The following is a 26,241-nucleotide window of genomic DNA, read 5'->3' on the forward strand; positions in this document are numbered from 1 at the left end:
TGGCGCGCATGACTGATCTGCCCAGCCACTGGCAACCCGCCCCTGCCGGTTACAAACACGTGGTCAGTGTGAGCCTGGGCGACAGCAAGCGTAACGCCCGCGAGGAAATTAACGTGCTGGGCCAGCCCTTTATTCTCGAGCGCATCGGAACGGACGGCGACAGCCGCAAGGCTGCGCAGTTGTTTCAGGCGCTCGATGGCCGTGTCGATGCCTTTGGCCTGGGCGGTGCGGACCTGTACGTGATTGCAGGAGGACGCCGGTACACCTTCGGCAATGTGCGCCAGCTGGTGTCGCATGCCAAACTCACGCCTGTGCTGGACGGCAGCGGCCTCAAGAACACCCTGGAGCGCGACGCCATTGCCCAGCTTGACCCGCTGCTGAACTGGCGTGCCCAGAAGGTGCTGATGGTCTCAGCAGTCGACCGGTTCGGCATGGCCGAAGCGCTGGCTGAGCATGGGGCGCAGGTGATCTACGGCGACCTGATTTTCGGGCTTAACGTGAACGTGCCGCTGCGGACGATTACGGCCCTGCGCCGGGTGGCGGCGCTGGCGCTGCCGGTGATCACCAAACTGCCTCAGGACTGGTTTTACCCCACCGGCAAAAAGCAGGAAAGCAGCGTCGAAGGCAAGGGGACGCGGTATTACGCCTGGGCCGATGTGATTGCTGGAGACACCCACTATGCCAAGCGCTACGCACCCAGGGATCTGCAGGGCAAGACCATCCTGACGCAGACGATCACCGAGGCAGACCGGGTGTGGATGAAAGAGCGTGGGGTCCAGCGGCTGATCACCACCACGCCGCGTATGGGCAGCCGGAATTTCGCGACCAACGTGCTGGAGGCTTTCTTTGTGGCGCTGAGTGGAAAGCGCGAAGCCCTGAGTGAGGCTGAGTATCTGGAGTATGTGCGGCAGGTCGGGTTCAAGCCAGAGGTCAATGAGTTGTAGTTCGGTCATTTGCTCCCTGGCCCCAGCCCCCTGCCCCTCTGGGGTAGGGGGAGCTTACGTTGCACTGGGCAGGAAGTCTGTCCGGGGTCGCAGGCATGCTCTTTCATTCGCGTGAGCGGCTGAGCTGCACCGTCCTTGTTTGGCGGCCTGACTTTTTCTCTCTTCTCTGCCGGTAGACTCCGGGGATGCGGGCTCTGGTAGATGCAATTCGGGCGCAGGGTACGGTGCTGCCCGGCGGGATTTTGAAGGTAGATGGGCTGATCAACCACCAGTTGTTGCCCCAGCTGACCCGTGAAATGGGCGAGACCTTCGCGCGGAGTTTTGGGCCCCTGAAGCCCACCAAGGTGGTGACCATCGAGGTCAGCGGGATTGCGCCGGCCCTGGCTACGTCCATGGTTCTGGGCGTACCGATGGTGTATGCCCGCAAGAAACGTCCGGTGACCATGCAGGGTCCCGTGTACACCGCGCAGTCGGTGAGCCGCACCAAGGGCGGGGTGGTGGAACTGTTCGTCAGCCATGAATACCTGAGTGCTGACGACCGCGTGGTGGTCATTGACGACTTTCTGGCCTCGGGAGGGACGCTGCTGGCGCTGGCAGGCATGATCCGCGAGAGCGGCGCACAGCTGCTTGGGATGGGCTGTGTGGTGGAAAAAGCCTTCGAGAACGGCCGCGCCAACCTCGCGTCTCTGGGGGTGCCGGTACGCACGCTGGCCAACATCGTGCGGATGGACGAGGGCGGCACGCTGGTGGTTGAAGCTGGGCACTGAGACGGTCGGTAAGCCCATGGGATTTCCACCCGTCCCCCGTCCAGGAACGGGCGCAGGGTAAGCAGCCTAACGCCCGTTTGGGTACAGTGGGCGCATGACCCAACCCGGTGTGGAACTGCAGGAACTTATTGCGGCCATGGAGCAGCGCCGCCACAAGGTCGAACAGGGCGGCGGCCCCGAGCGCCAGAAAAAGCAGAAGGAAGGCGGCAAGCTGACCGCCCGCGAGCGCATCGAGCATCTGCTGGACCCGGGCAGTTTCCTGGAGATGAGCACCTTCGTCGAGCACGGCCGTAACCGCCTGATGGAAGGCGTGGACGCGCCGGGCGAAGGGGTCGTGACCGGGCGGGGCACCATCGACGGCCGTCAGGTGTTCGTGTTTTCGCAGGACTTCACGGTGCTGGGCGGCTCGTTGGGCAAGATGAACGCCAGCAAGGTCACCAAGATCATGGATCTGGCGGCCAAGACCGGCTGCCCGGTCATTGGCCTGAACGACAGCGCTGGCGCGCGTATTCAGGAGGGGGTGGACTCGCTGAGCGGTTATGGAGAGATCTTCTACCGCAACGCCATCTACAGCGGCAGCGTGCCGCAGATCAGTGCCATTCTGGGACCCTGCGCAGGTGGAGCGGTGTATAGCCCGGCGCTGACGGACTTCATCCTGATGAGCCGGGGCACCAGCTACATGTTCATCACCGGTCCTGAGGTGATTAAAAGCGTCACGCGTGAAGAAGTGACCTTCGATACGCTGGGCGGAGCCGACGTGCATACCCGAAAGAGCGGCGTGGCGCACCTGGCCTACGACGGCGACGAAGCGGTGCTGGACGGAGTGCGTGACCTGCTGGGGTACCTGCCCCAGAACGCCCGCGAACACCCGCCGGTCAAACCCACCCAGGACCCCCCGAACCGGAGCAATGAGCGCCTGCTGGAACTGGTCACGCCCGATCAGCGCAAGCCCTACGCCATGCATGACGTGATCCGTGAACTGGTGGACGAGGGCACGTTCCTGGAGATTCAGCCGGACTGGGCCAAGAACATGCTGGTGGGTTTTGCGCGCCTGGGCGGGCAGTCGGTGGGTATTGTTGCCAACAACCCCAAGAGCATGGCAGGCACGCTGAATATCGACGCGTCGGACAAGGCCGCGCGCTTTATCCGCACCTGCGACTGCTACAACATTCCGATCCTGACCCTGGTAGACGTGACAGGTTTCCTGCCCGGAACCCAGCAGGAATACGGTGGGATCATCCGCCACGGCGCCAAGATGCTCTACGCCTACGCCGAGGCCAGCGTGCCCAAGGTCACCCTGATTACCCGCAAGAGCTACGGCGGCGCGTACCTGGCCATGAACAGCCGTGATATGGGAGCGGATGTCGTGTACGCCTGGCCGATTGCCGCTGTGGCCGTGATGGGCGCCGAGGGAGCCGCCAATATCGTCTACAGGCGCGACATTAATTCCAGTGACAACCCGGAAGCCACCCGGGCGCAGAAGATCGCCGAGTACAAGGAAGCCTTCGACAATCCCTACGTGGCTGCCGCCAAGGGCTATATCGACGACGTGATTCCCATGGAGGAAACCCGCGCCCGCCTGATTCAGACCTTCGAGATGCTGCGCAACAAAGAAGAGACCCGGCCCTATAAGAAGCACGGCAATATGCCGCTCTGAGAGGCGCTGTTTCCGGGCTGTACTGGGATGAACACCGCCTGATCCACTGTTCGTCACCGGGTTCGCGCCTACACTCCGTGACATGAGCAAAGCTGACTTCCGGAAGCCCGCCGACGCCGAACTGCGTGAGCGACTGACGCCTATCCAGTATCAGGTCACGCAGCACGAGGGCACCGAGCGGGCCTACACCGGCGAGTACTGGGATCACACCGAGGAAGGCATCTATGTGGATGTGGTGTCGGGCGAACCGCTGTTCAGCTCACGCGACAAATATGACGCTGGCTGTGGCTGGCCCAGCTTCACGCGGCCAATCCAGAACATGTCGCTGACGGAGAACACCGACTACAAGATCGGCTACCCCCGGACAGAGGTCCGCTCCCCGGTGGCGGACTCGCACCTGGGACACGTGTTTCCTGACGGCCCTCAGGAGCATGGCGGCCTGCGCTACTGCATCAATTCCGCGTCCCTGCGTTTTGTGCCGGTGGGCCAGCTGGAAGCCGAAGGGTACGCCGACTACCTGCCACTGTTCCGCTGAATAAGGGCAAATCGTAAACAAGCAGGCCTCAGGAGTTGCGACTCCCGAGGCCTGCTCTTTTCCAGCTGCAATTCAGAACGAGGCGCCGAAGTTCTGTACCCAGTAATGACCATAGCTGCCGCCTTGAACGTGGCTGACGCCCAGTTCCCGGAAGGCCGGGTTCATGATGTTGCGGCAGTGGCCCGGGCTGCTCAGCCAGCCGCTGACGACTTCCTCCGGGGTGGCCTGCCCAGCGGCAATGTTTTCCCCGATGGTGCTCCAGCGGTACCCTGTTGCGTTGATACGGTCGGCCATGGTCCGGCCGTCCAGGCTAGTATGGCTGAAGTAGTTGCGGGCGGCCATATCGCTGGCGTGCCCCTGAGCCGCCTGATTCAGCTGTGCATTGGCGCTCAGCGCCGGCGCCGCAGCGTGGCTGGTCGTGCCGCAGGTGCGGGGCTGGCTGCGTGCAGCGTTGGACAGGCTCAGGACACGGTCCGTGAATGCGCCGCCAGCAGGAGGTGTTTGTGGTGGTGTCGGAGCGACCGGTGCAGGGACAGCAGGTGCGGGAGAAGCAACAGGGGACGCAACTGGTGTATTGGCACTACAGGCCGTGAGGGCCAGCAGCAGTGTGGGGAAAGCGAAAAGTCGGCGGGAGCCTGTGGCCATAGGGATCATTACAGCGCATCAGTCCTCAGCCAGACATGAACGCATGGCTCTCATTTCTCATAACCTGACAAAGTGGCCCCAGGGCGTGATGTACGTCTGAAATGCGAAATTTCAGACATGAAGATATTTTCACCGTTCACATCCGGCAGATGGCCGGTGCGGCGTCTGAGTTCCAGTGCAGAACGCTGAACCATACAGGCAGGGTGCCTTCCAGGTGCACGGCGTCCCCCGTGGGCGCCGACGTGGTGACCTGGCCTCCGCCCAGGTGAGCTGCAGCTTCCAGAAGGGCAGGACCGGCTTCCGGGGTCAGGGCTCCCCAGAGATGTGTGGCGCCTCCCACGGCTGTGGCCCGCCACAAGAGGGCCCCGGCAGGCTCGCCGTCCTGATACGCCTGCAGCAGCACAAAGTCCCGGTTGCCTTCCAGGACCCGGCCCAGGTGATGCGCCAGATCCGCACCCCATTCCGGTGTGCCGCGCGCCGTGGCCAGAATGTGAGCCCAACCAGCCACGTGCAATCGGCTGACCTGCTCGACCACCACTCCGGATTCAGGCTGCCCGTTCAGGGCGACCGTACCGACGTGCAGGCTGATGGCCAGCCGGGCATGATCAACAGGCTGGGAGGTGGCCAGCAGCACAGGCAGGCTGTGGGCCGCATGCCAGGCGGACACGTTTTCGAGGATGCCGCTCGGCTGGTGTATGGCCTGCTGATCGTTCTCCGGCAGGGCAGCAGCCTTCAGGTCTGGCAAATACAGATCTGGCAGATAGGTGGCGTTCAGCCCCAGGACATTCGTGCCTGGCGTGAGCAGAGTCACGGCGCCGCCTTCCTGGCGCTGCACCGCTGACAACGGAGAGAAGAAGTCCAGCAGCTCGGACAGGGCGGCATTCAGCATAAGGTTCACGCTACCCGGAAAAGACCAGGAGGCAGGCCGATACAGCCTGCCTCCTGCAATGGTGAAGCGCTCAGTTCCAGCGGCCCCCACGGCCCTGCTTCAGTTCCGGCTCCGGCGCAGCGTACAGTTCCTCGGCGCGGCTGAGTTTCTTGCGGCCATACAGCCCCTCAAGGATAAATTCGGCCGCGGCGGCGCGCACGGCGTCATCGGCACTGCCAGCGACCTCGGCGGCCAGAGCAGTCAGCCCGGGAACCTCATCGGCGGCTTTCAGGGCGCTGGCAGCGTCCCCACCCTGGGGGAAGCGGAACACGTTGCCCTGATCAAACCATTTTTCCAGCTCACGGGTGTCCGCGCTGCCGTAGTGCCGCGCGTAGACCACTCCGGCCGCCTTGCGAATCACATCACGGGCAACGTTGTCCGCCCCTTTGAGCTCGCCTTCGTACTCCAGCTCCATCTTGCCGGTAATGGCGGGCAGTCCGGCGTACACGTCGCTGACCCGCACCACCGGGGCGTCACCGGCAACCAGGCTGCGGCGTTCGGCGTTGGCGGCGCCCAGTTCCATCAGAGAGATCGGCAGGCGCTGCGAAACCCCGCTGAGCTTGTCCACGCGGCCGTCCTCACGGGCCTGGAAAGCAATTTCTTCGATCAGCTCGGCAATAAAGGGCGGCACAATGATGCCCTCGGCCCGCACGGCTTCCTGGGCAGTGATTTCCATACCCTGACGCACGTCTGTGGGGTAGTGCGTACGAATTTCACTGCCGATGCGGTCCTTGAGCGGCGTGACGATCTTGCCGCGCGCGGTGTAGTCTTCCGGGTTGGCCGAGAAGACCAGCATGACGTCGAGCTCCAGGCGGATCGGGTAGCCCTTGATCTGCACGTCCCCTTCCTGAAGGATGTTGAACAGCGCAACCTGTACCTTGGGCGCCAGGTCTGCCAGTTCGTTCACGGCAAAAATCCCGCGGTTGGCGCGCGGCAGCAGCCCGAAGTGCATGCTGCGTGTATCCCCCAGGCTGGTGCCCAGCCGGGCCGCCTTGATGGGGTCCACGTCCCCGATTAGGTCGGCGACCGTGACGTCGGGCGTGGCCAGTTTCTCCACAAAGCGGTCCGCGCGCGGCAGCCAGCGGACCGGCAACTCCAGCCCGTGAGCTTCGAGCAGGTGCCGCCCTTCGGCGCCCACCGGGTTCAGGGGATCGTCGGGCATGTCCACGCCGTCAATGACCGGTACAACCTCGTCCAGTAGCCCAGTGATGGCGCGCAGGATGCGGCTCTTGGCCTGGCCGCGCAGGCCCAGCAGAATAAAGTTCTGGCGGGCCAGCAGGGCGTTGATCAGCTGCGGAATCACGGTTTCGTCGTAACCGACCACGCCCGGGAACAGCTCCTCGCCGCTTCTGAGCTTGCGGGTCAGGTTGTCGCGTACCTCGTCCTGCACCAGCCGGACCCGGCCGTCAAAAGGCCGGCGCCCCGCATACTCCGGCGACTCGAGTAATTCCCCCAGCGTCCTGGCTTTTGCAAGTGCAGTCATGATGCGCGGAAGCTATCACGCACGGTTTCAGTGGAATGTGCGTGGACGCAGAGACGGACGTGTGGAAGGCTTCTTTGATGCCGCTGTCTGCCGCACAGACCAGCTGGGGAGGGCTGTATTCGGCAGGGCAGACAACGCCGGCGACAGGCTAGATTCTGCTGGCGGTCAGGGTATTGGCTTTCCCTCTGCCTGGGAACCGTCAGCCTCATCAGGCTCCGGTGGTCAAGCACCTGCCGGGCTCCGCTGTTCGTCCAGGTCAGCTGGAATTCAACCGGAACTGCTGGCCCCGTCCCGTGGGAAACCATCCCCGGCCGTCCCGCACCACGATCAGCATGCCTTCGTGACTGCCCAGCGGAGTGAAGGTGTCGCTGCCCCCGTTGAAGCGGCTCAGGCTGTCAACTGCTGCGTTGACATCCAGAACCACCACACCGAACTCACTGAGACGCTGCAGGGCATGCGCTCCGAAAGGCCGCGAAGCCCTATCGGCGCTATCGTGCCGCGCGACGAATTCAAGAATATGTTCAGCCGGGTCCTCGAAATACAGAGTGGTGGTGTTCCAGTTTCCGCCGGGTGGAAAGCGGGTCTGGCCATCCGGCGCGGCCAGCAGCTTCACCCGTGCCAGCAGCCAGCGTTCGGCGGCCTCGACCTGCGTCGGCGCAATATCCCAGGCCAGGTGGTAGAAACCGCTGCACAGGTCATCCTGCTGCCAGGTCAGCCGCGTGGTGCCGGTGCGGAAGGTCACGCTGGTGGGTGTTTCGTGCTTGGTAGTCAGCCCCAGCGTCTGCGTATAAAAACGGCGCTGAGTCTCAAGCTGGCGGGTTGGCAGAATCAGCGTCTCAATATGCATAGAACCTCCGGTCGGGGGCGCGCGTGGTGAGGTCATAGGGTCCGGAAACGGAATGTGCAGTGAAAGAACATCTGAACCTCCTGGGTCTGCACTCTGGTGCTATGGTTGAGTGTAAAACCTGAAGTTTTGTTAAGGTCAAGTCCTATGTCTGTTCCCGATGATGTCGATCTGTCCCTGTTATGGAGCCCTGGTGAGCTGGCCAGACGCAGCGGCCTGGCTGTTTCAGCGCTGCATTTCTATGAACGTCAGGGCCTGATCCGCAGCTGCCGCACATCCGGAAATCAGCGGCGCTATCCGCGTGAGACCCTGCGCCGTCTGGCCTTTATCCGGGCCGCCCAACGCGTCGGCCTGCCCCTGGCCGATATTCGCGCTGCCCTTGAAACGCTTCCTGGCGAGCGTACGCCCACGGCTGCAGACTGGGCTGCTCTCTCGGCGCACTGGCACGCGGAACTCGATGCCCGGATCGCGGTGCTTGGCCGCCTGCGCTCGGAGCTGAGTAGCTGCATCGGGTGTGGTTGCCTGTCGCTTGAACGCTGCGCACTGGTGAACCCGGATGACATCTGTGGCCATCAGCGCCCAGGGCACAACGCGCTGCTTGACCCGCCGGGCGCCTTGTGAGGTGGCGTGCAGCAGGTCCACAGGATGCCGGCGCCATCGCGTTTCACCGTTATCGCGAGGACGCAGACGAGGCAGAGCGCGACGTCTACGCCAGCTGGGTCAGGGCCGCGCTGGAACGTGAGGTGTACGTCGGCTTTCTGGCTAGTACGCAGGGTGGTGAGGTCGTGGCCGGAGCCGGGCTGCTGGTGCTGGAATGGGGGCCGTCGCGAGGTGACCCCCAGCCCTACCGGGCGAGAGTCGTCAATATCTGGACGCATCCGGACTGGCGGCGCCAGGGTCTGGCGCGTGAGGGAGTGCTGGCCTGCCTGGATGCCGCCCGCCAGCGGGGCGTGACGCGGCTGAGCCTGGGCACCACGGCTGCTGCCCAGGGGCTCTACGCCAGCCTGGGGTTCCGGGGTAGTGCTACGGAGATGACACTGGTGCTGTAACTGGGCTCTAGGGGTTCACAGACCAGCGACCAGTGTCTGATCGGCTGGATGAATGCGGTTACGCCCGGCTAGCTTGGAGGTCTACAGGTGCTGATCAGCCCTATTCAGAGCCGTGGCAAAGGTCACCGGCTGGCCCAGGGCGTAGCCGATGCTGATGGTCAGGAGACGGTCCCGCAGCAGCGGCGTCCATTCATGGTTCCCGAGCACGGCGCGGCATCGCTCGAGCAGGGCGTGGGGCGCTGTATGGCCGGTCACCCGGGTCGCCAGCAGAAATTCCTTCCCTCATATAACAGGCAAGCAGAGTGTCGCTGCGCGCGGTGTCGGTCAGCAGATGTGCCACGGTACGCAGCACGCTGTCTCCGACCGTATGCGAGTGCTGATCAACGCCGCCCGTGGCGTAGAAGCGTTGGTGGTCGTTGCCTTCAGGAGGGCGGTGCTGTAAGGCAACGTCCATGCCCTGAACCGTTTTGAGTTCATGAAGCAGGTGATTCCCTACATGCCCAAAAGCCCGGTGCAGACCCGCTCTGGAAAGCGTTGCCTGCAGCGCGAATCTTGAAGACCATGGCCGCAGACGGGCGAAAGCACATCTGCGGCCATTTCACCGAATACGGTCTGCGCTTGGCCACCACCTGACGTTCGCCGTGGCTGGGAAGCGGCAGTTCACGGTACAGGCTTCCCGTTCAGGGCAGGCTGGGCTCTCAATGGAAGCGGAGCATGGAGCGCAACCACGAGACCAGCAGCACATGCGCGCGCCAGGCAGGTTCGGTATTGGGGTCGGGGTCGGGCGTGCAGGCGGCTTCCCGGGCAAACCGGGCGGCAGCAGCATGCCGGGACATTTCCTTCTGGTGGTTCTTGACGTAAGTTTCGATTTCAAATTCGGTGTGCAGCAGCATACGTCCCCCTCACCTCCCCTGGCGGGGAGGAGCCCGGTGCGACTTCCGTGGACTTCTGGCTTCGGGAGCATGCGTCGCTCCTGACCTCACGGTAGCGGCCCACGGCAGCGTCCACATCTGGAGAACTACGAAGCCACTGCGCGTTGACAGGGGAAGAACTAGGTACGAATTCCCCGTTCGAGGGCCCAGCGCGCCAGGTCCACGCGGTTACGCAGCCCAAGCTTCCCGAGCATGTTTCCCACGTGCTTGCTCGCTGTGCCTGGGCTAATGTTCAGCAGCTTTGCGATGCGCCGGTCCGGGTGGCCCTGCACGAGCAGGATGAGCACTTCACGCTCGCGGGTCGTCAGTTCAGGCGTGTCCAGGGCTGCCGGAGCGTGCGTGGGCGCTGACGGGGTTTCCATGTCTTTCAGGGTCTGCGCGAATGCCGCTGCGGCGCGGCGCGCTTCTTCCGGAGTCCACTGCGCGCCTTCGCGCCACGCCTGCTGGTACGCGACTTCACCAAGCCGGTCATGAAGCTGGCTCAGGACCTGGGCTTGCATTGATTCGATGTACCGGCTGTGGTGCGGAAGGCTCAACCGGTCCGCAAAAGCCGTCAGCCGCACGGCCAGCGCATCGTCGCCCGTGGCGGCCACAACCATGCCGAAGCCTCGCGCGGCGTTCCTGGCGTGCACCCAGTACCCGCGTCTCAAGGAGAAGTCGAGGCTGGAAAGGTACGATTCGGCAGCGGCCAGCCACCGGCCCAGGTGGTAGTGGGCATGCCCCACCAGGGTATTCCGGGTTTCGGCATCGTGGTGTCCGAGTTTCAGGAGCTGGTCTCTGGCACTGGTGGCGTACCCGAGCGCCTGATCGTACTGACCGAGCTCCAGCAGGGAGAACACCGAGTTGTTCATGGCGTAGGCAGAATTCGTCCGCAACTGGTCCAGACTGGCGGCGTCCTGATTCTCGCTGTGCGCTATCAGCTGAGCACACCGCTCAATGACATCCTGATTCATCCGCAAGGACTCGGCGCTCCGACCCGCCCAGTGTTCCGCGATAGCGAGCGACCGCAGACCGTTGAGTTCCTGGTATATGTCTCCAGCTTCCCGGCTGGCGGCACAAAGTTCACGCGCGCACGCCGCGAGCGCCTCAGGCTGGTGATTGAGGGTGAGCAGGCACTCGACTGCGGTGTGCAGCGCCTGTGGCCGCAGATGTTCCAGCCCGCGGGCAGGAAGCGCCAGGGCGCGCTGGGAAAGGAGGTGGCCGTCGCTGAGCAGGCCGAACGGCACCCAGATCAAGACGATGCCGTGCAGATACCGCAGGGCCACTTCGGCCTGCTGGCGCTCAATTGCCCAGATCAGCCCGGCCCGCATGTTGGCGTAGTCAGGAAGAAGCCGCTCCTGTGCGTCGGCTGGCGTTCTGCCGGACGTGCTGCGCCGCATGATCTCCGTCATGGACAGGTAGTACCGGGCGTGCCGCTCCCTCCAGGTCTCCGCCTGTGGGTGGTCACGCAGTTTTTCCTGGGCAAGCTCACGCAGGGGCTGCAGCATCTTCCACCGCGTCCCGGGGGCGTCAACACGGGACAGGAAGCTCTGTTCGATCAGGGAGCCGACCCGGTCCAGCTCGTTTTCCGCCCCCCAGACGTAAGCAAGTGCGTCTGGCGTGAAGCTCCCCTCGAACACCGAGCAGCACTCGAACAGTTCACGGTCCTCCAGGCTCAGCAGGTCATAGCTCCACTCGACGGCAGCCCGCAGCGACCGCAGGCGCTGCGGGCGGTCATGGAAATCCGCCTTGAGAAAGGCCAGGGGATGCTCCAGCTGCACGAGCAGGTCGGGCAGGGCGTACGTGCGAAGCCGGGACGCGGCCAGCTCAATGGCAAGCGGCACACCCTCAAGGGCATGCACGAGTTGTTTGACGTCCTGTCTGTTCTGGTGGTTCAATTCGAACCCGGGTTGTACCAGGCGGGCACGCTGCTCGAAAAGCTGTGCAGCGGAACTGTCTTCGACGCGTGTCTGAGGATCGGGGAGAGTCAGAGGTCCGAGGGGGTACTCGTGCTCCTCGTGCAGGTGCAGCGCGGTGCGGCTGGTGACGATGATCCGGAGCGTGCTGGTGGCCTCCAGAACCTCGGCGACATGCGCAGCCGCGCCGGTAAGATGCTCGAAGTTGTCGAGGACCAGCAGCAGACGGGTGCCGGAGGTAAATTCGGCGATAGCGCGCAGAGGCGTGTGCTGGCGCTCGGGGTGCGGGAGTTGCGAGGCAATGGTGGCAAGGACCTGCTCAGGACTGTTCAGGGCGCTGAGGTCCACGTGCAGCACGTGATCGTATTGGTGCTGCAGCTGGTGCATGAGGTGAAGGGCGAGCGTGGTTTTGCCGATTCCACCGGGTCCGCGCAGGGTGATGAGGCGCGCACCTTCGTTCAACATCCTGAGGAGGCTCTCTGTGTCGCGTTCCCGACCAAGAATCAAGGACATACCGCCCTCCTGCATGCCGTGCCAGTCTTCAGTGTAGGTGGCGTGGCAGCGTGCGGGGTGATGCTCAGGGCGGGGGCCTGACTGCTGCCAGTGCCCTGCCGTCGTGATGTGGGCGCAGAGACCACTCGCCTGTGGAGAACACACAGCGTTGAACGGATCTCTGCTCTTCTTGCCAGCCTCGGCGCCTACAGGCTTTTAGACCGCTTCCGGCCCTCGGTGGAACGCGGCGGTATGCTGCGCGCATGTCGTACCAGGCGGTCATCGGGCTGGAAGTGCACCTGCAACTCAAGACCCGCACGAAGATATTCAGTTCCTGCCCGGCGGAGTACCACGGCGCCGAGCCCAACACGTTCACAGATCCCCTGACGCTGGGGCTGCCCGGTACCCTGCCGACCCTCAACCGGGAGGCCGTGGAACTGGCCATGATGTTTGGCCTGAGCCTGAACTGCGACGTATCGGGCTTCACGCAGTTTCACCGCAAGAACTACTTTTACCCGGACGCGCCCAAGAACTTTCAGCTCTCCCAGTACGACCGGCCTATCGCCCGCGACGGTTTTCTGGACATCGGTTCCGAGCGCGTGCGGATCAAGCGCGCTCACCTGGAAGACGACGCCGGTAAACTGACGCACCCGACCTATGCGCCCTACAGCCTGCTGGACCTCAACCGGGCCGGGACGCCGCTGATCGAGATGGTCACGGAAGCCGACATCACTGGCGCCGAGCAGGCCCGCGCCTTCCTGGAAACGGTGCAGGCCATCGCGCAGGCTCTGGGGGTCAGCGACGCCACGCCTGAGGAAGGCAAGATGCGCTGTGACGTGAACATCAGCCTGCACAGGGCCGGTGAGCCCTGGGGAACCAAGGTGGAGGTCAAGAACCTCAACTCCTTCCGCAGCGTCGCGCGCGCCATCGAGTACGAGGTCTCCCGGCAGACCCGGGTGCTGGGCGCAGGTGGGCGCATCACCCAGGACACCCTGGGCTGGGACGAGGGCGGGCAGAAGACCTTCGTGATGCGCACCAAGGAGGGCGAGGCCGACTACCGGTACTTTCCCGAGCCGGATCTGCCGCCGCTGGACATCACGCCCGAGTGGATCGAGCGCATCCGGGCCCGTATGCCCGAGCTGCCTGCCCAGAAGCGCGAGCGTTACCTGAGCACTGGCGTGCGTGCCGCTGAGGCCCAGACGCTGAGCCTGAACGTGGCGCTTTCGCGGTTTTATGACGAGGCGCTGCGTGCTGGTCCTGCCGGTCAGCAGCCGGATGCCCAGAAGCTCGCCAACTGGCTGCTGACCGACGTCGCCGGTCACCTTGCTGCGCAGGATCAGAACATCACCCAGTCGGCGCTGAAGGCCTCGCACCTGGCAGCCCTGGTCCGGCTGATCGACGCCGGCACCATCAGCGGGCGTGTGGCCAAGGACCTGCTGCCCGAGGTCATGCAGGGCCAGGACCCGGAAACGCTGGTGCAGGAGCGCGGGCTGAGTGTCGTGACCGATACCGCCGCGATTGACGCGGCCATCGACGCGGCTATGGCGGCGGACCCGGGCACAGTGGACAAGGTCCGCGCGGGCAACACCAAAGCCATGAACGCTCTGTTCGGCCCGGTGATGAAGGCCATGGGCGGTCAGGCCAAACCCGAGGTCGTGCGCGAGCGCCTGACCCGGAAACTGGGCCTGTGAGGGCCAGCCTGCACAGGACTCGGCCTTCCGGTCACGCTGGGGCAGGCCGCAGAGCATGAGCCGCTGGCGCACGCCTGCTCTGGTGGCCCTGTGGACCCAGGTGGTGTCGCTGTTTGCAGTCAGTGCTTACGCCCTGTGGAAAGGAAGCTTTGGCTTCGGCGCGGCGATCAGCGCGGCCGAGGCGTTTCTGGCAGGCCTGGTGATGGTCTGGTGGACCCTGCTGTATGCGCGGCTGACCCAGGCCCAGACCGTGCCTCCGACAGACGGTGTGCTGCGGGCCCTGCAACTGGTCTTTCCAGGGCTGACCGCGCTGCGCGCCGCGCTGTGGCTGATGACCTTGCTGGCGCTGCTGTCGGGTGCCGGTGCGGAAGCCAGCCCCGTCGCCCTGACCGCCCTGGTGACCGTCTGGGGCGGCGCCGTGGTGGCCAGCAACGCGGTTTACGGCGCTCTGGTGCGGCTGGTCACCCAGCCGTCAGATCCCCTGCAGCGTCAGCGGTTGCTCGACTGGCTGAACGTGGCAGCGGCCCTGAGCCTGGGCATGGGGGTACTGAACGTGGTGCCTATTGCCGGCTTCAGCAGCCCGCCGGTGCTTCACACGCAGCTGGTGTACGGGCTTGTTGCTGCTGTAGACGTGCTGGCCACAGTGCTGGCCCGGCAGGCCCTGCGCGCTGCTCCTGTTCCCGCACCTTCTGACCAGGGTACGGCCCCCCGGTAAGACCCCAACGCTGTGCCCTGGACCCTCGCGCGGGCCGCGGGCGCTGAGCGCTATGCTGGCCCCCAGGCATGACCGTTTTTCTTGAACCGATCGTTTCCCGTGCGCGGGTCCAGGCGTGAAGCCGCTGGTGTCTCTGGGTGACCTGGCCTGGGACGTGCTGGCCAAACCCGACTCCATGCTGCTGCCGGGCGGCGACACGACCGGCCGCCTGGAGCTTTCCGGGGGGGGCAGCGCCGCCAATGTGGCGGTCTGGGCCCAGCGCTCCGGATACCCGGCCACCTTTATCGGCAAGATTGGTCAGGACCATTTTGGCGAACTGGCCATGGCCGGGCTGCGTGCTGAAGGTGTCGAGGCTGAAGTCATCGCCAGCCACGAGCACCCCACAGGCGTCATTCTGGCCCTGATCGACCGCCGGGGCCAGCGCGCCATGCTGACCAGTCAGGGTGCGGACTGGGATCTGCTGCCTACCGAACTTCCCGTGGCCACCCTGGAGGGTGCGCGTCACCTGCACCTGACAGCCTGGAGTCTGTTCCGTGATCCGCCGCGCGCAGCAGCGCTGCGCGCAGCCCGGCTGGCCAGGGCTGCGGGCGCGACCCTCAGCCTGGACCCGGGCAGCTTCCAGATGATCCAGCAGATGGGCCGTGAAACCTTCTTAGAGGTGGTTGACGGCGTGCCCTTTGACGTGATTTTCCCTAACGACGACGAGGCGCGCGCCATGAGTGGCGAGCGCGAGCATGGCCGGGCCCTGGACTGGCTGCGCGAGCGGTACCCGGAGGCCCTGGTGGTATTGAAAATGGACGAGGAAGGCGCATTGCTCGAAGGCCCGACAACCCCCCGGACCCACGTGCCGGCCACACCCGATACCGCTGTCGACGCGACCGGAGCCGGAGACGCCTTCGGGGGCGCTTTCCTGGCCAGCTGGCTGCAGCACGGTGATCCGGTGCGGGCCGCGCACCTGGCAGTGCAGGTGGGCGGCTGGGTGGTGGCCCGCTTCGGCGCGCGTCCGGCCACCGACGCGGACCTGCAGGCGCGGCTGCAGGCGGTGCTGGCATGACGCGCATGCATAAGCGTGGGATGCCCCTGTGGGCCAAGCTGCTGCTGGCCCTGCTGGCGCTGCTGATCCTTGCTGCGCTGGCCGCGTTCATGTATGCACGGAGCCTGATGGCGCCGGCAGGCGGCGGGCCCTACACCCTGGAAGTCAAACCCGGCGATACCCTTTCGGCGGTCTCGCGAACCCTGCAGGAGCGCAAGATCGTGAAAAATGCCGACGCGCTGAGACTGCTGATGCGCCAGAACGGGACGGCGGGACGCCTCAAGGAAGGGCTGTACGACCTCAACGGGCAGATGGACCTTTCACAGGTTGCTGAGAAACTGGCCGGGCCAGCGCGGATTCCGGTTGTAAATGTCACCATTCCCGAAGGCCGGCGCATCAAGGACCTGCCGGCCATCTTTGCCCGTGCGGGCTTTGACGCGGCCGGAGTACGCGCTGCCCTCAACGACCCGAGCCTGAGCCCGTACACCAAGGGCAAGCAGCCGGATCTGGAAGGCTTCGTGTTTCCGGATACCTACCAGTTCCGGCCCAAGGAAACGCCGCGCAAAATCGTCCAGACCCTGCTTGACCGTATGAACACCGAGTTCACTCCGGAAAATGTGGCGCGGGCCAAGGCGCTGGGATTGGGGGTGCGTGACTGGGTCATCCTGGGCAGCATGGTCCAGGCCGAGGCTGCCAATGACAGCGAGATGCCGGTCATTGCTGGCGTGTTCCTGAACCGTCTGCGAGACGGCATTGCGCTGGGAAGCGATCCCACCGTGGCGTATGGCCTGGGCAAGGACCTGCCCGAGCTTGACCGCAGCGCCGGAGACTTCACCAAGGACACGCCCTACAACACCTATACCCGTGGCGGGCTGCCGGCAGGGCCGATCAACAACCCCGGCCAGGCCGCGCTGAACAGCGTCCTGAATCCCGAGCGCAAGCTGGCCGATGGCCGCGACGCGGTTTATTTCCTGCACGCTGACAACGGCAAGATCTACGTCAATCACACTTATGCAGAGCATCTGCGCGACAACGCCCGTTACCGCTGAAGCAGACGTCTGTGGAGAGAAGGGGCTGCCTGGCAGGCAGCCCCTTCTCTCCTGTCTCCCCCTAAACTCTGGCCATGGCCCCCTTTCTCAGACGCCGCAACGCCCTATGGCTGGCGCTCCGGAGGGCTGAGCCCGGGTCAGCACCCTTCGACGAGGCGCTGCTGGAACTGTCACAGCTGACCGGATGGGATCGCGTGCGCATCCTGGCTGGTCTGGGCCTGTTCCAGGAGGAAGCGGAAGAGGATGTTGATCCCAGCACAAAGGAGCCGACATAGGCGTCGGCTCCGGAAGAGGTCAAGCGTCTGCGTTGTTTCGTTGTTGAACGTCTGGCAGCCAGAACGGGATCACCGCCGGCTCATCCCTCACTGCTGCTGCTTCAGCCCTCGGTGGATGAGCCAGGGCGTGTGGTCCACTGAGGCTCGGGCTCGATGTTCTCGGCGGGTGCCTTGCCCGGCTCCAGGCCGCTGGAACTGGCCGTCTGCAGGGGCGTGACGCTCATGCCCTGCGCACACTCGATCTGGCAGGACAGTCTCGCGGTGCCCAGCAGGCCCTTTTCGGTGAGCTTGTCGTACTCGGCGACCGTCATGGCGTCCGGTTCACCCTCGTCAAAGGACACCCGGCACGTGGTGCAGCGTGCCACCCCGCCGCAGCGGTGCAGCATATCCACCCCACCACGCTCCAGTGCCAGCACCAGCCGCTCGCCTTCCTGTGCCTGAATCTCGCCGAAGCCGGTCACCGTAATCGTCACGCCCTGAGTCATGGTCCCAGCATCGCACGTCCGGAGTCTGCGGCGCGTCTGCCCGCGTCTTTATCTGCTCGGAACCAGCTGCCAGGCCTCTACATCCAGCAGGCCACGCGGCGTGAGCTTCAGGGAAGGAATCACGGTCAGTCCCAGGAAGCTCAAAGTAGTCACCGGGTAGGGCAGGGTGCAGCCCAGCGCCCTTGTAGCGGCGGTCACACGTGCCAGACCTGCCGCTGCTTCCTGCGGCGCCTCGCCAGTCATCAGGCCCGCGAAGGGCAGCGGCAGGCTCGCACGGACCTCGCCGTCAGATACCACCACGAGACCGCCGCCCAGGGCTTCCAGAGCGCGCCCGGCCATCCGGACGTCCGTGTCTGACCCGCCCAGGAACGCAGCATGATGGGCGTCGTGCAGCACGCTGATGCCCAGGGTGCCTCCTGTCAGGCCGGAGCCGGCTGTCCAGCAGGCTGACCATTCGCCGCGGCCGTACCGGTCAGCCACAATCAGCCGGGCGTCCCCGCTGCCTTCGGGCTCCCGCGAGGTCGTGATCTGCTCTGCGTGAATTCCCAGGACGGGCCAGCCGGGCGGCACCTCAAAAGTTGCGGCGTCCCAGCCCTGGCCCAGATGAACACCTCCTCCGGAAAGTGGCGGGGTCAGTTCACCCGGCTGCGCTTCGGCGCCGCCCACGAAGGTCTCCAGCACCTCGAAGCTCTGCAGGTCACGCAGCAGCACAAAGTCAGCCAGGTGCCCCGGCGCGATCAGGCCCACGTCGTGCAGCCCCCAGTACTCGGCGGGGTTGCAGGTCACCAGCGCCAGGGCGTCCAGCGGGTCCAGGCCGCCCGCCACACACGCGCGCAGCAACCGGTCAAGGTGTCCCAGTTCCAGCAGTTCGTCCACGCTCACGTCGTCGCTGACCAGCATCGCGCGGCGCGGGCGCTCACGGAGCACCGGCAGCAGGGCCTGCAGGTTGCGTGCCGCGGAGCCCTCACGGACCATCAGCCATAAGCCGGCCCGCAGGCGCTCGCGGGCTTCCTCCGGCGTGGTGGCCTCGTGATCGGAATGCAGGCCAGCGGCGGCGTAGGCCTGCAGGTCGCGTCCCCGCACTCCTGCTGCGTGGCCATCAAGCCGGCGTCCTGTGGCCCGTCCGGCCTGAATCACGGCCCAGACCTCCTCGTCTCCACCAAGCACTCCCGGATAATTCATCATTTCGGCCAGTCCCAGGACGCCCGGCTGCCCCAGCATCTGCCGGACCTCGGCCGTTCCTACCCGTGCGCCTCCAGCCTCAAAGCCGCTGGCCGGCGCACACGACGGGGCCGAGGCCCACACCCGCAGTCCGCTGCGGCGCCCGGCTTCCAGCATCCACTCCAGGCCCTGCGGGCCCAGCACGTTGACCACCTCATGCGGCTCGGCCACGACGCCGGTCGTTCCTCGTAGCAGCACCGCCCGCGCAAATCCTGCGGGGGTCAGCAGGCTCGATTCGATATGCACGTGGCCATCAATGAAACCTGGAGCCAGAAAGGCGCCGCGCGCCTCGACCACCCGCGCCGCCTGCAGGCCGTCTCCAGTTCCGCCCAGGACAGCCACGCGACCATCCGCGATCAGCACATCTGCTTCCAGAATTTCCCGGGTCACCGGCTGAGCCACCCGCGCGCCGCGCACAAGCAGGTCTCCCTCTTCCAGGCCGCGCGCCACACGCACCAGCCGCCGGCGATCCTCCAGGCTCTCGGTCATGGCCCACTGCGTCATGGCCCAGTCTAGAGCAGTCTCGTGCCGGGTCCGGGGCAAGCTGATCTGTCTGGAGCCGGCGCTGGTTGCCCTGACAAGGGGAAGCCACTGTAGGGGAGCGTGCCCACGAGGCTGAGCCTCCGGGACATCTGGGCCTCTGGGACAGCTGGGCCCTGGCCGAGCTGACGGACGACGCTTCAGAACCTGCGCAGCCAGTCCAGCGCTGCTCCGCGCTCAGCCAGGGCCCGGGCAAACACCTGTGCGTCGTTCAGGGCTCCCTGAGTTCTGCCAGCCGGTACCGGGGCAGATTTGACCGGACCCGCCGAGGCGAAGCGGCGGGCGCGGAACATGCCGGGGTGCTCCTCGAACACGGCCGTGACGCCTTCAGGCAACTGCGACAGGTGGGCGGCAAAACTGCGTTCCTGAGCCAGCTCCACGTGACCGGCTCCTGGTCCAAGTTCGGTCAGAAGCCGGTCGATCAGGGCAAAAATACGTGCGGCGTACTCGTCCACCTCTGCGCGGCGGGGCAGGTATCCACGGTGAATCACCCGGTTGCGAAAATCTGCCCCCAGCGCCTTGCCGGTCAGGAAGTCGGGTTCCTGCCCCTCACGCAGCAGGTAGGCCAGCGCAAACATGCCGATCTGCCGCTCGGACTGGCTCACCACATGCCGCCAGGTGGTGTCCAGCCGGTTGACCGCCACGTCGAATTCCTCATCTTTTCCCGAGGCCTGTTCAAGGACAAAGGCGCGTATATAGAACTCAAAGAACCGTTCCAGTGCGGCCGCGAAGCTGGCCACGGCCTCGCGTGCGTAGCCGTCCATCAGGGCGCGTGTGCCCAGGTCGAACAGCACCTCGAACTTCTGCTTGCGCACAAAGAGGCAATACGCTGCTCCGCACGCAGTGCACTGCAGGTCATGGATGCTGGCATCCGCGAACTCCACACGGTTTTCGTGCCTGCACACCGGACACCGGGAGGGAAACAGCATGGGCCGAGTGTAGGGCAGGTGTCAGGGAGCGGCTGCTGGAAGGTGCTGCGTAAGCCTGACGGTTCCAGCGGCTGGGGCCCTTACGGGAGGTTGCGCGCCTGTACGGTCAGGGTATAGGGCGAGTCTGGCGTCCGCATTTCACGCCCGCGCACCCGCTGTCGGTACTGGAAGCGCAGGGTGACGGTCCGGTCGGCCGGGCTGTAGGCAAATGGCGCGTCTCCCAGATTGCCAGCAGGCGTCAGATAATCCGCGACCAGATACGGCTGCATGCCGGCCAGGCTGGTGGCTGCGTTCAGGTTGAGCAGCGCCTGACAACTGGCCAGATTGTTGGGCGGGTAGGCAGGCGCCCCGCTGCCGATCATCGGAGGAGAAGCCAGCAGCTGCGCCGGAGAGCCCACGCAGTCGCGTGGCGTGCTGCCACTGCCTCCGAAGGGGTCGGTAGAACGGTATTCCCGGAGCACCTGAACGTTGGCCTCGGCCCACGGGTCCGCCACCTTGTCGGCCGGTGCCACCCTGGAGCGGATTTCCAGACGGTAGACGTGCAAGTGGTACCGGGCCAGGGTTCCGCCGGAGCTGTGGTCCGGGACCACCAGGGCCAGGCAGGGATGATCGTTCGTACAGGAAAGACTGTTGACACTCAGCCCCGCGGTGGCCACGCGCACCCGCACGGCGGCGCGGATGCGGTCTCCCAGATAGCCACTGGTGTCGTTCAGCTCAGCCAGGCTGTGCGACAGGGCTGCCGTACGTGTCGAAAGGTCCAGGGTGGACGCCTGCCAGCTGGTCAGCAGTACAAACACGATGCCCATCAGGGCCAGGGCCACCAGAAGTTCCACCAGCGTCAGTCCTGCATGTGCCTTCACAGGGGCCGGCCGAAGTCCAGCACAAAGGTCAGGGTGGGCTGGCTCGCATGGGAGCAGGAAAGGGTCACGCGTTTGATCTGCCCGTCGGCCAGGGCCGGAATGGGCCGGGTGCTGACCGCAGGCGTGCAGGTGTAGTTGTTCAGGGTGTCGGCTGCCGGGGCGGCAGGCAGTGTGGCAGCATCGAAACCGCTCTGGGTGCTGTACTGGGTGCGTACCCGCTCCAGGTAATGCCTGGCTGCAATGGTCACGGACTGATCGGCGCGGGTCTGGCTGTTCAGCTGGAAAATTGAAGGAAACAGCGCCAGCACCGCGGCCGACACGACGGAAAAGATGGCGAGCGCCACCAGCACCTCAACCAGGCTGAAACCACAGGTCCGGTCCCTCACTTGACCACCACCTTTCCGAGGATGCTGGTCACGCGGACGGTGCGCTGAATACTGGGCTTGGCCCGCCACTGCGCGACATAGGTATTGGGTGCAGGATCGGTGGTGGCATAGGGCGGGGTGAAGTTGACGTTGTTGGTTCCTGCGCTGGCCGCTCCGGTTAACCGGATCATGGTGCCCTGCGGCAGGGCATAGGTCTGTTCCTGCGTGGGGGTGCCGCTGCAGGTGTGGTGCGGGAAGCGGCTGATTTCATAGCTGGTGGCGCCGGACAGCGGCGCACTCAGGCGGATCTGCCAGCAGGTGTTCGTGCGTTTGGCTCCGGTGCGCGTGGTGGTGACTGCCTGCGCGAACTGCTGCGCGGCTTCCAGCACAGTGCTGCTCGCGCGCCAGCGGGCGTAACTGCTCAAACCCACTGCAGCCAGAATGCCGACCATCGCCACCACGATCAGCGCCTCAATCAGGGAAAAGCCGTGATTGATCATTGCTGCCTCCAGGTGCCGGGAATGGCCTGCAGTTCCAGTGCCGAAAGCAGCGATCCGGCAGCAAGCAGCGCGCCGCGGTCGTAGACAATCTTTGCGCTGCCCTGACCCGTTCCGGCCACCTTGGTATCGCACGCGTTGCCCGGACCGCTTCCGGTCCTGGACGGAGACGGCATGCACTCGGTCCCGGCAAGCGCCTGATCGGCACCTTCGGTAATGACAGCCCCGCGGATCACCGAGTTGCCCTGCTGGTCGAAGTCGCCCATCACATAGACGGCGCCGGAGAATCCTGCCGCGCAGGTGCCGTTGACGGTCAGGTTTCCGCGCACGATCAGCAGGCCGCTGCCGCACAGTTCGCGGTTGCCGTTCAGAGAGACCGCGCCATCGATAAAGGTCAGGCCTGCAACCATTCCCGTGAATTCTGCGGCACTCACCGTGGGCTCCAGCCAGCCCTGGTAGGGCGAAACTGCCAGCATCTGGTATTTGGTCTGCCCCAGTACAGAGGCGAACAGGTCCGGGCCCGGGCTCACGCTGAACGGATTGCGGCCACGCGTCTGCGAGTCGTCCGGGAGGCTGCCGTTCACCACCTGGTCCTGTCCGGTAATCCCGTAGCCGGAGATCACGCCTCTTACGTTGCGCCGCACCGGAGTGCCTTCGGCCACGGTCGCCATGGTGCCTCCTGCTTCCCAGGCAACCGTGGCTGTTCGTTGAGCAGCGTCGATGCTCTGCACAGTTCCGCGGAGCGGTCCGACCAGCACCGTTGAGCCCTCGGTCAGCTGCGACGGGTCCGAGACTGCGACAGCACCGGTGGTGCCGGGTATTCCGGTAAACGTGGTGGTGACGGCCGAGTCCGCGCGGTGAACTTCAGATCGGGTCGGCACAGTGCTTTCAGCCTGGGCCGCAGCAACTGCCACAAGAGTGACCGCACCGGCCTGTCTGTCTACATGCAGTACCCGGTAGCTTCTGCCCTGCAGCCCCACGTAGTCGTCAGGCCCCAGCAGCAGCCGTGAAGACAGGACGGGCTGCAGTACCACCTCAAAAGGAGTGTTCCCGGCTGGCACCGTAAGCGGCTGGGCGACCAGGGCCACCTGAATCGTCCCAGTCGAATCCAGCATGGATTCACCCTGTACTGCAGCACCTCCGGTGATATCCACGTTTGAATACGACTGCAGCGCGGCCTCGGCACGAATGTTGAACGCCGGCTGGTTGACGGCATGAAAGTCCTGCAGCACCTGTGCGCGGGCATCTCCAGCGCTGCCGGTGGCCATCAGGGTAAAGATGCCCGTGGCTGGTGCGGTAGTGGCAGTCACGGGCGCGTCGGCATAAGTGCTCAGCCCCTGCCCGCTCAGCCAGGAATTCAGCGCAGCTGGCGAACTACCCCGGAACTGCAGGTGAGCAGGCAGAGCGTCCCGCTGAGCCCTGAACCGGACTGACAGAGTATTGAGCCCGCTTTCGGCTGCCAGCAGGGCCTGATAGGCGGCGCGCTCATTGACCCCACCCTTGCGGGCGCCCAGAGTCATGGTGGCAGTGGTGCTGACCACAATCATCAGCACAATGGTTGTAAACAGCAGAGCAATGACCAGCGCAACCCCCTGCTGCGCATGATGCGGGGCAGGGGGGCGGCCAGCCTGAACAGGCGGCAACATGAGGACAGCCTAGGCAATGCCCTCCACGGATGAGGACTCAAGTCAGCGCAGACCGTCTCAGACGTGAAATCCGCTCAGGGCAGCCGGGTGCCCTGGGGGGTAATGACGTAGGTAATGCCCCCGCTGTGATCCAGCCACAGCTTTTCAAACGCGGCGCGGGGGTAGGTGCGGCGCACCGTGTCGTTGCCGGGCGCAGCAGGATCATTGAGCACGGGGTTGCCCTTGGCGTCAAAGCCTGCCAGGACCATCAGGTGTCCGGCGCTGCTGGTCAGCGGAGCGCCGGGCAGCTCGCCTTTTTTCCAGCCCAGGCTGACAGCCAGCGGCAGGCCGGCGGCCGTGAACTTCTCAGCTGCCGCCAGGCTGGGCAGCCGCGTCACGAAGGCCCGCATGCCGTGCTCGCCGGCATACGCGGTATTGAACGGCCAGTTACCGGTCCCGTCATACGCCCGGTCGTACATGCCACGTGCGGCCTGCGGGACACTGATGTCCTTGCCATACCCAGCCAGAATCATGCTGACACTCGTGGGGCTGCACCAGACCTCACCGCCACCCTCATAGATCATCTGGGAGCGCTGCGGCACATCCACGATCTTGCCCCAGGCCTGACGGTTTCCAGCCTGCCCCAGGGCGGCGCTGCGCCGCGCCCGTTCGGTGGTGTTAAAGGCCAGCAGACGAACCTCGGTGCCGCTGCCGCGCAGGGTCACACGGTACTGATACGCCGAGCCCTTGCCCGTCAGGCGCAGGGTATCGGTCAGAATCTGCCCGCTGGCGTCCTTCTGGCCGTTCTGGCTGCTGCGACCTTCGGCGCTGCTCCAGGTGCCAAAGGAGTACCAGCGTGACCACGCGCCGCTTTGCTGTGCGCGCACCTCGACGGTCACGCTGCCACTGTGCCCGGTGCGGGCATTCCAGGAAGGCACCAGTTCATCGAAGGCGGGAACGCTGACGGGCTTTCCTGTCAGTGTGCCGCTGCTGGCCCCGGGCGCCAGGCCCAGGACGTCGCCACGCAGCTGCACCCCTTTGAGCTCGGCCCCGGTCCAGTCGGTACCGCGCTCATGAATAACAGTGGTGGAATGGGGATAGGTCATGGTGAGGGCCTCCGCGCTGCCCAGCAAGGACAGCGCCAGGACAAGGGCTTTGCGCATGTAAGGACTATGCCGCTTGGAGCGAGTCAAAGGATGAGTCAGGCAGCCTTATCCTGAGCACGTGACGCCGGCCCTGCATCTGCTCGTAGGTCTTCCTGGAGCGGGAAAGACTACTCTGGCCCGTGAGCTGGAAACGCAGTACGCCGCGCTGCGGCTGACGCCGGACGAGTGGATGCTGCCTTTGTTCGGGGCAGGTGAATTCTGGAAAAAGCGTGCTGTTCTGGAACGTGACCTGTTCTGAAGTGTGGCCCGTGGCCCGGCGTGCATTGACTCCCGGACTCAGCGTGGTGCTGGACTACGGTCCATAGTCACGCAAGGAACGCGAGACGTATCGTCTGCGGGCACGTGGACTGGGGTTGCCAGTAGTGCTGCATCTCCTGGACCTGCCGCCAGGTGACCTGTGGCTGCGGCTTCAGGCCCGCAACGTAGAGCACGTTCCCCATCAGGCGGACCGGACTGAAGCAGTGAAATGACTGGTTCGAGCGGCCTATAGCTGAAAGCGGGCGCTGTTCGATGGTCCTGACGCAGTGTGGTGAGTATCCTCAGGTTCCCTGCATGTACAGGAAGGCTTCGGGCAGGGCTTCGCGCCAGGTGATCCAGTTGTGGCCGCTGGGGTATTCGCGGTACTGGTGCTCCAGCCCCAGGTCGGCCAGCAGGCCTGCCATGCGGCGGTTGGGACCAGTCAGCCACTCGAGGACGCCGGTATCCAGGCTCAGGCGCAGATGCCGGGGAGGCTGCGCCTGCAGCTGCGTAAGCAGCCACTCGCCAGCACCCGTCGTGTCGATTCCGCCGTCTTTCGTGCGGGCGCCGGGCCGGGCGATAAAGGCGCCGCTGTGGCTGACCACCCGTGAGAACAGCTCCGGGTGGCTGCGTCCCAGATGCAGGCTGATCAGCCCCCCCAGGCTCGCCCCCCACAGACCCCGTGTAGAGGCCTGGACCAGCGGCCCTTCGACCCGTGGAAATACTTCCTGGGTCAGGAAGTCCAGGTAGTGGTCATTGAGGTAGTACTCGATGTTGCGGTCCACCGGCTCCACAAACACCAGCGCGGCGCCCGACGCCAGTCCGGCCTCCACAGCCCGGTCCATCAGTTCGCCCAGCCGGCCAGTACGGTAAAAGGCCACGCCGTCCTGCACGTAATACACCGGCAGCGGCCCGCCCGCGTAACCGTATGGGGTGTGCACGATCACGCGCCGCTTGCCGTGAAACACCTCGCCGTCCCAGGACAGACGGTGCGAGGTCCCGCGCTGCGTGGCGTCCGGAAGCTGCCACAGCGGATGGCGGACGTAATCGCCCACGACAGCAGCGCGCGGGTACGGCCACCAGGGATTCAGGCTGCGCTGGTCATTGTCGGGATCGGCAAATGCGTCACCTGCCGCGTCCACCCACGCATATTCCACCCATGCGCCGCGTGGCAGCGTCAGCGTGATGGGCTGTCCTGCCTCGACGGGAAGCGGAGGTCGCTTGCGCCAGTCGGTCATATCTCCGATCAGCCCGGCAGCCCCTGCCGGAGGCGTGAATGTCACCTGTTGTCCCTGCACCGATACGGCCATAGCCGCGATTGTACGGCCAATGAAAAGCCCTCCCACTGCCCGTCAGGACAGGGGAGGGGCCGGCAGGTGCGC

General features: G+C 65.1%; 28 protein-coding genes. 12 read left to right on the plus strand and 16 right to left on the minus strand.

Annotation, left to right across the window (positions count from 1 at the left end):
• The first annotated feature begins 8 nt into the window (after positions 1 to 8).
• From DEIDE_RS02290 to msrB, 4 genes are all read left to right on the plus strand, one after another.
• Complete coding sequence (locus tag DEIDE_RS02290; RefSeq protein WP_041227353.1) at positions 9 to 944, plus strand: hypothetical protein; 936 nt, start codon at positions 9 to 11, stop codon at positions 942 to 944.
• A gap of 185 nt (positions 945 to 1,129) precedes the next feature.
• Positions 1,130 to 1,711, plus strand: coding sequence for a xanthine phosphoribosyltransferase (xpt, locus tag DEIDE_RS02295; protein ID WP_012692352.1), 582 nt, complete (start codon positions 1,130 to 1,132; stop codon positions 1,709 to 1,711).
• 94 nt (positions 1,712 to 1,805) lie between these two features.
• Complete coding sequence (locus DEIDE_RS02300; RefSeq protein WP_012692353.1) at positions 1,806 to 3,368, plus strand: acyl-CoA carboxylase subunit beta; 1,563 nt, start codon at positions 1,806 to 1,808, stop codon at positions 3,366 to 3,368.
• Between the two features lie 82 nt (positions 3,369 to 3,450).
• Positions 3,451 to 3,903, plus strand: coding sequence for a peptide-methionine (R)-S-oxide reductase MsrB (gene msrB / locus DEIDE_RS02305; protein ID WP_012692354.1), 453 nt, complete (start codon positions 3,451 to 3,453; stop codon positions 3,901 to 3,903).
• Positions 3,904 to 3,975: 72 nt separating this feature from the next.
• Here the strand turns inward: msrB and DEIDE_RS02310 are convergent, their stop codons facing one another.
• The 4 genes from DEIDE_RS02310 to DEIDE_RS17890 all read right to left on the minus strand — a co-directional run bounded on the left by DEIDE_RS02310 (position 3,976) and on the right by DEIDE_RS17890 (position 7,806).
• Positions 3,976 to 4,548 carry a CAP domain-containing protein gene (locus DEIDE_RS02310; protein ID WP_012692355.1) on the minus strand — a complete coding sequence of 191 codons (573 nt, stop codon included), beginning with the start codon at positions 4,546 to 4,548 and terminating at the stop codon, positions 3,976 to 3,978.
• A gap of 136 nt (positions 4,549 to 4,684) precedes the next feature.
• Positions 4,685 to 5,437 (minus strand): hypothetical protein, encoded by a 753-nt coding sequence (locus DEIDE_RS02315; RefSeq protein ID WP_012692356.1) that lies wholly within the window; start codon positions 5,435 to 5,437, stop codon positions 4,685 to 4,687.
• A 70-nt stretch (positions 5,438 to 5,507) separates the two neighbouring features.
• A complete protein-coding gene (locus DEIDE_RS02320; protein WP_012692357.1) occupies positions 5,508 to 6,959 on the minus strand; it encodes a sigma 54-interacting transcriptional regulator in 1,452 nt (483 codons plus the stop codon).
• A 256-nt stretch (positions 6,960 to 7,215) separates the two neighbouring features.
• Complete coding sequence (locus tag DEIDE_RS17890; RefSeq protein WP_012692358.1) at positions 7,216 to 7,806, minus strand: VOC family protein; 591 nt, start codon at positions 7,804 to 7,806, stop codon at positions 7,216 to 7,218.
• A gap of 144 nt (positions 7,807 to 7,950) precedes the next feature.
• Here DEIDE_RS17890 and soxR point away from each other — a divergent pair, with 144 nt between their 5' ends.
• On the plus strand, positions 7,951 to 8,424 hold the full coding sequence (gene soxR / locus DEIDE_RS02330; RefSeq protein WP_012692359.1) for a redox-sensitive transcriptional activator SoxR: 474 nt from the start codon (positions 7,951 to 7,953) through the stop codon (positions 8,422 to 8,424).
• Positions 8,421 to 8,852, plus strand: coding sequence for a GNAT family N-acetyltransferase (locus tag DEIDE_RS02335; protein ID WP_162485382.1), 432 nt, complete (start codon positions 8,421 to 8,423; stop codon positions 8,850 to 8,852). The genes soxR and DEIDE_RS02335 overlap by 4 nt, the downstream gene beginning before the upstream one ends.
• A gap of 81 nt (positions 8,853 to 8,933) precedes the next feature.
• Here the strand turns inward: DEIDE_RS02335 and DEIDE_RS18955 are convergent, their stop codons facing one another.
• The 3 genes from DEIDE_RS18955 to DEIDE_RS02345 form a co-directional block, all read right to left on the minus strand.
• Complete coding sequence (locus DEIDE_RS18955) at positions 8,934 to 9,107, minus strand: hypothetical protein (RefSeq protein WP_162485383.1); 174 nt, start codon at positions 9,105 to 9,107, stop codon at positions 8,934 to 8,936.
• 443 nt (positions 9,108 to 9,550) lie between these two features.
• Positions 9,551 to 9,745: a hypothetical protein gene (locus DEIDE_RS02340; RefSeq protein WP_012692361.1), complete on the minus strand. Its 195-nt coding sequence runs from the start codon at positions 9,743 to 9,745 to the stop codon at positions 9,551 to 9,553.
• Between the two features lie 158 nt (positions 9,746 to 9,903).
• Positions 9,904 to 12,192, minus strand: coding sequence for an ATP-binding protein (locus tag DEIDE_RS02345; RefSeq protein WP_012692362.1), 2,289 nt, complete (start codon positions 12,190 to 12,192; stop codon positions 9,904 to 9,906).
• A 242-nt stretch (positions 12,193 to 12,434) separates the two neighbouring features.
• Between DEIDE_RS02345 and gatB the strand changes: the two genes are divergently transcribed.
• The 5 genes from gatB to DEIDE_RS02370 all read left to right on the plus strand — a co-directional run bounded on the left by gatB (position 12,435) and on the right by DEIDE_RS02370 (position 16,934).
• Complete coding sequence (gene gatB, locus DEIDE_RS02350; protein WP_012692363.1) at positions 12,435 to 13,862, plus strand: Asp-tRNA(Asn)/Glu-tRNA(Gln) amidotransferase subunit GatB; 1,428 nt, start codon at positions 12,435 to 12,437, stop codon at positions 13,860 to 13,862.
• 55 nt (positions 13,863 to 13,917) lie between these two features.
• Complete coding sequence (locus tag DEIDE_RS02355) at positions 13,918 to 14,577, plus strand: hypothetical protein (protein ID WP_012692364.1); 660 nt, start codon at positions 13,918 to 13,920, stop codon at positions 14,575 to 14,577.
• A gap of 115 nt (positions 14,578 to 14,692) precedes the next feature.
• Positions 14,693 to 15,631: a carbohydrate kinase family protein gene (locus tag DEIDE_RS02360; RefSeq protein WP_012692365.1), complete on the plus strand. Its 939-nt coding sequence runs from the start codon at positions 14,693 to 14,695 to the stop codon at positions 15,629 to 15,631.
• Positions 15,628 to 16,659: an endolytic transglycosylase MltG gene (gene mltG, locus DEIDE_RS02365; protein ID WP_012692366.1), complete on the plus strand. Its 1,032-nt coding sequence runs from the start codon at positions 15,628 to 15,630 to the stop codon at positions 16,657 to 16,659. Before DEIDE_RS02360 ends, mltG begins: the two co-directional genes overlap by 4 nt.
• A gap of 74 nt (positions 16,660 to 16,733) precedes the next feature.
• The gene (locus tag DEIDE_RS02370) at positions 16,734 to 16,934 is read left to right on the plus strand and encodes a hypothetical protein (RefSeq protein ID WP_012692367.1); all 201 of its coding nucleotides are present in this window, start codon (positions 16,734 to 16,736) and stop codon (positions 16,932 to 16,934) included.
• Positions 16,935 to 17,035: 101 nt separating this feature from the next.
• On the opposite strand, the gene DEIDE_RS02375 is transcribed toward DEIDE_RS02370, so the two are convergent.
• From DEIDE_RS02375 to DEIDE_RS02410, 8 genes are all read right to left on the minus strand, one after another.
• Entirely contained in the window at positions 17,036 to 17,419 is a 384-nt protein-coding gene (locus tag DEIDE_RS02375) for a 2Fe-2S iron-sulfur cluster-binding protein (protein WP_041226995.1), read from the minus strand.
• Between the two features lie 48 nt (positions 17,420 to 17,467).
• Positions 17,468 to 19,144 carry an adenine deaminase gene (locus DEIDE_RS02380; RefSeq protein ID WP_012692369.1) on the minus strand — a complete coding sequence of 559 codons (1,677 nt, stop codon included), beginning with the start codon at positions 19,142 to 19,144 and terminating at the stop codon, positions 17,468 to 17,470.
• A gap of 176 nt (positions 19,145 to 19,320) precedes the next feature.
• On the minus strand, positions 19,321 to 20,109 hold the full coding sequence (locus DEIDE_RS02385) for a hypothetical protein (RefSeq protein WP_012692370.1): 789 nt from the start codon (positions 20,107 to 20,109) through the stop codon (positions 19,321 to 19,323).
• An 80-nt stretch (positions 20,110 to 20,189) separates the two neighbouring features.
• Positions 20,190 to 20,969, minus strand: coding sequence for a prepilin-type N-terminal cleavage/methylation domain-containing protein (locus tag DEIDE_RS17895; protein WP_012692371.1), 780 nt, complete (start codon positions 20,967 to 20,969; stop codon positions 20,190 to 20,192).
• A complete protein-coding gene (locus DEIDE_RS18960) occupies positions 20,966 to 21,355 on the minus strand; it encodes a type IV pilus modification PilV family protein (RefSeq protein ID WP_012692372.1) in 390 nt (129 codons plus the stop codon). The genes DEIDE_RS17895 and DEIDE_RS18960 overlap by 4 nt, the downstream gene beginning before the upstream one ends.
• Positions 21,352 to 21,834, minus strand: a complete 483-nt coding sequence (locus tag DEIDE_RS02400; protein ID WP_012692373.1) for a pilus assembly FimT family protein — start codon at positions 21,832 to 21,834, stop codon at positions 21,352 to 21,354. The genes DEIDE_RS18960 and DEIDE_RS02400 overlap by 4 nt, the downstream gene beginning before the upstream one ends.
• Positions 21,831 to 23,477: a pilus assembly PilX family protein gene (locus DEIDE_RS02405; protein ID WP_012692374.1), complete on the minus strand. Its 1,647-nt coding sequence runs from the start codon at positions 23,475 to 23,477 to the stop codon at positions 21,831 to 21,833. Before DEIDE_RS02405 ends, DEIDE_RS02400 begins: the two co-directional genes overlap by 4 nt.
• Positions 23,478 to 23,551: 74 nt before the next feature.
• The gene (locus DEIDE_RS02410; RefSeq protein WP_012692375.1) at positions 23,552 to 24,619 is read right to left on the minus strand and encodes a peptidase C39 family protein; all 1,068 of its coding nucleotides are present in this window, start codon (positions 24,617 to 24,619) and stop codon (positions 23,552 to 23,554) included.
• A gap of 61 nt (positions 24,620 to 24,680) precedes the next feature.
• Here DEIDE_RS02410 and DEIDE_RS19460 point away from each other — a divergent pair, with 61 nt between their 5' ends.
• Entirely contained in the window at positions 24,681 to 24,860 is a 180-nt protein-coding gene (locus DEIDE_RS19460) for a P-loop nucleotide/nucleoside kinase family protein (protein WP_012692376.1), read from the plus strand.
• 301 nt (positions 24,861 to 25,161) lie between these two features.
• Here the strand turns inward: DEIDE_RS19460 and DEIDE_RS02420 are convergent, their stop codons facing one another.
• Positions 25,162 to 26,169 carry an alpha/beta hydrolase gene (locus DEIDE_RS02420; protein WP_012692377.1) on the minus strand — a complete coding sequence of 336 codons (1,008 nt, stop codon included), beginning with the start codon at positions 26,167 to 26,169 and terminating at the stop codon, positions 25,162 to 25,164.
• Positions 26,170 to 26,241: the final 72 nt, after the last annotated feature.

Source organism: Deinococcus deserti VCD115 (genome assembly GCF_000020685.1).
Lineage (GTDB): Bacteria > Deinococcota > Deinococci > Deinococcales > Deinococcaceae > Deinococcus > Deinococcus deserti.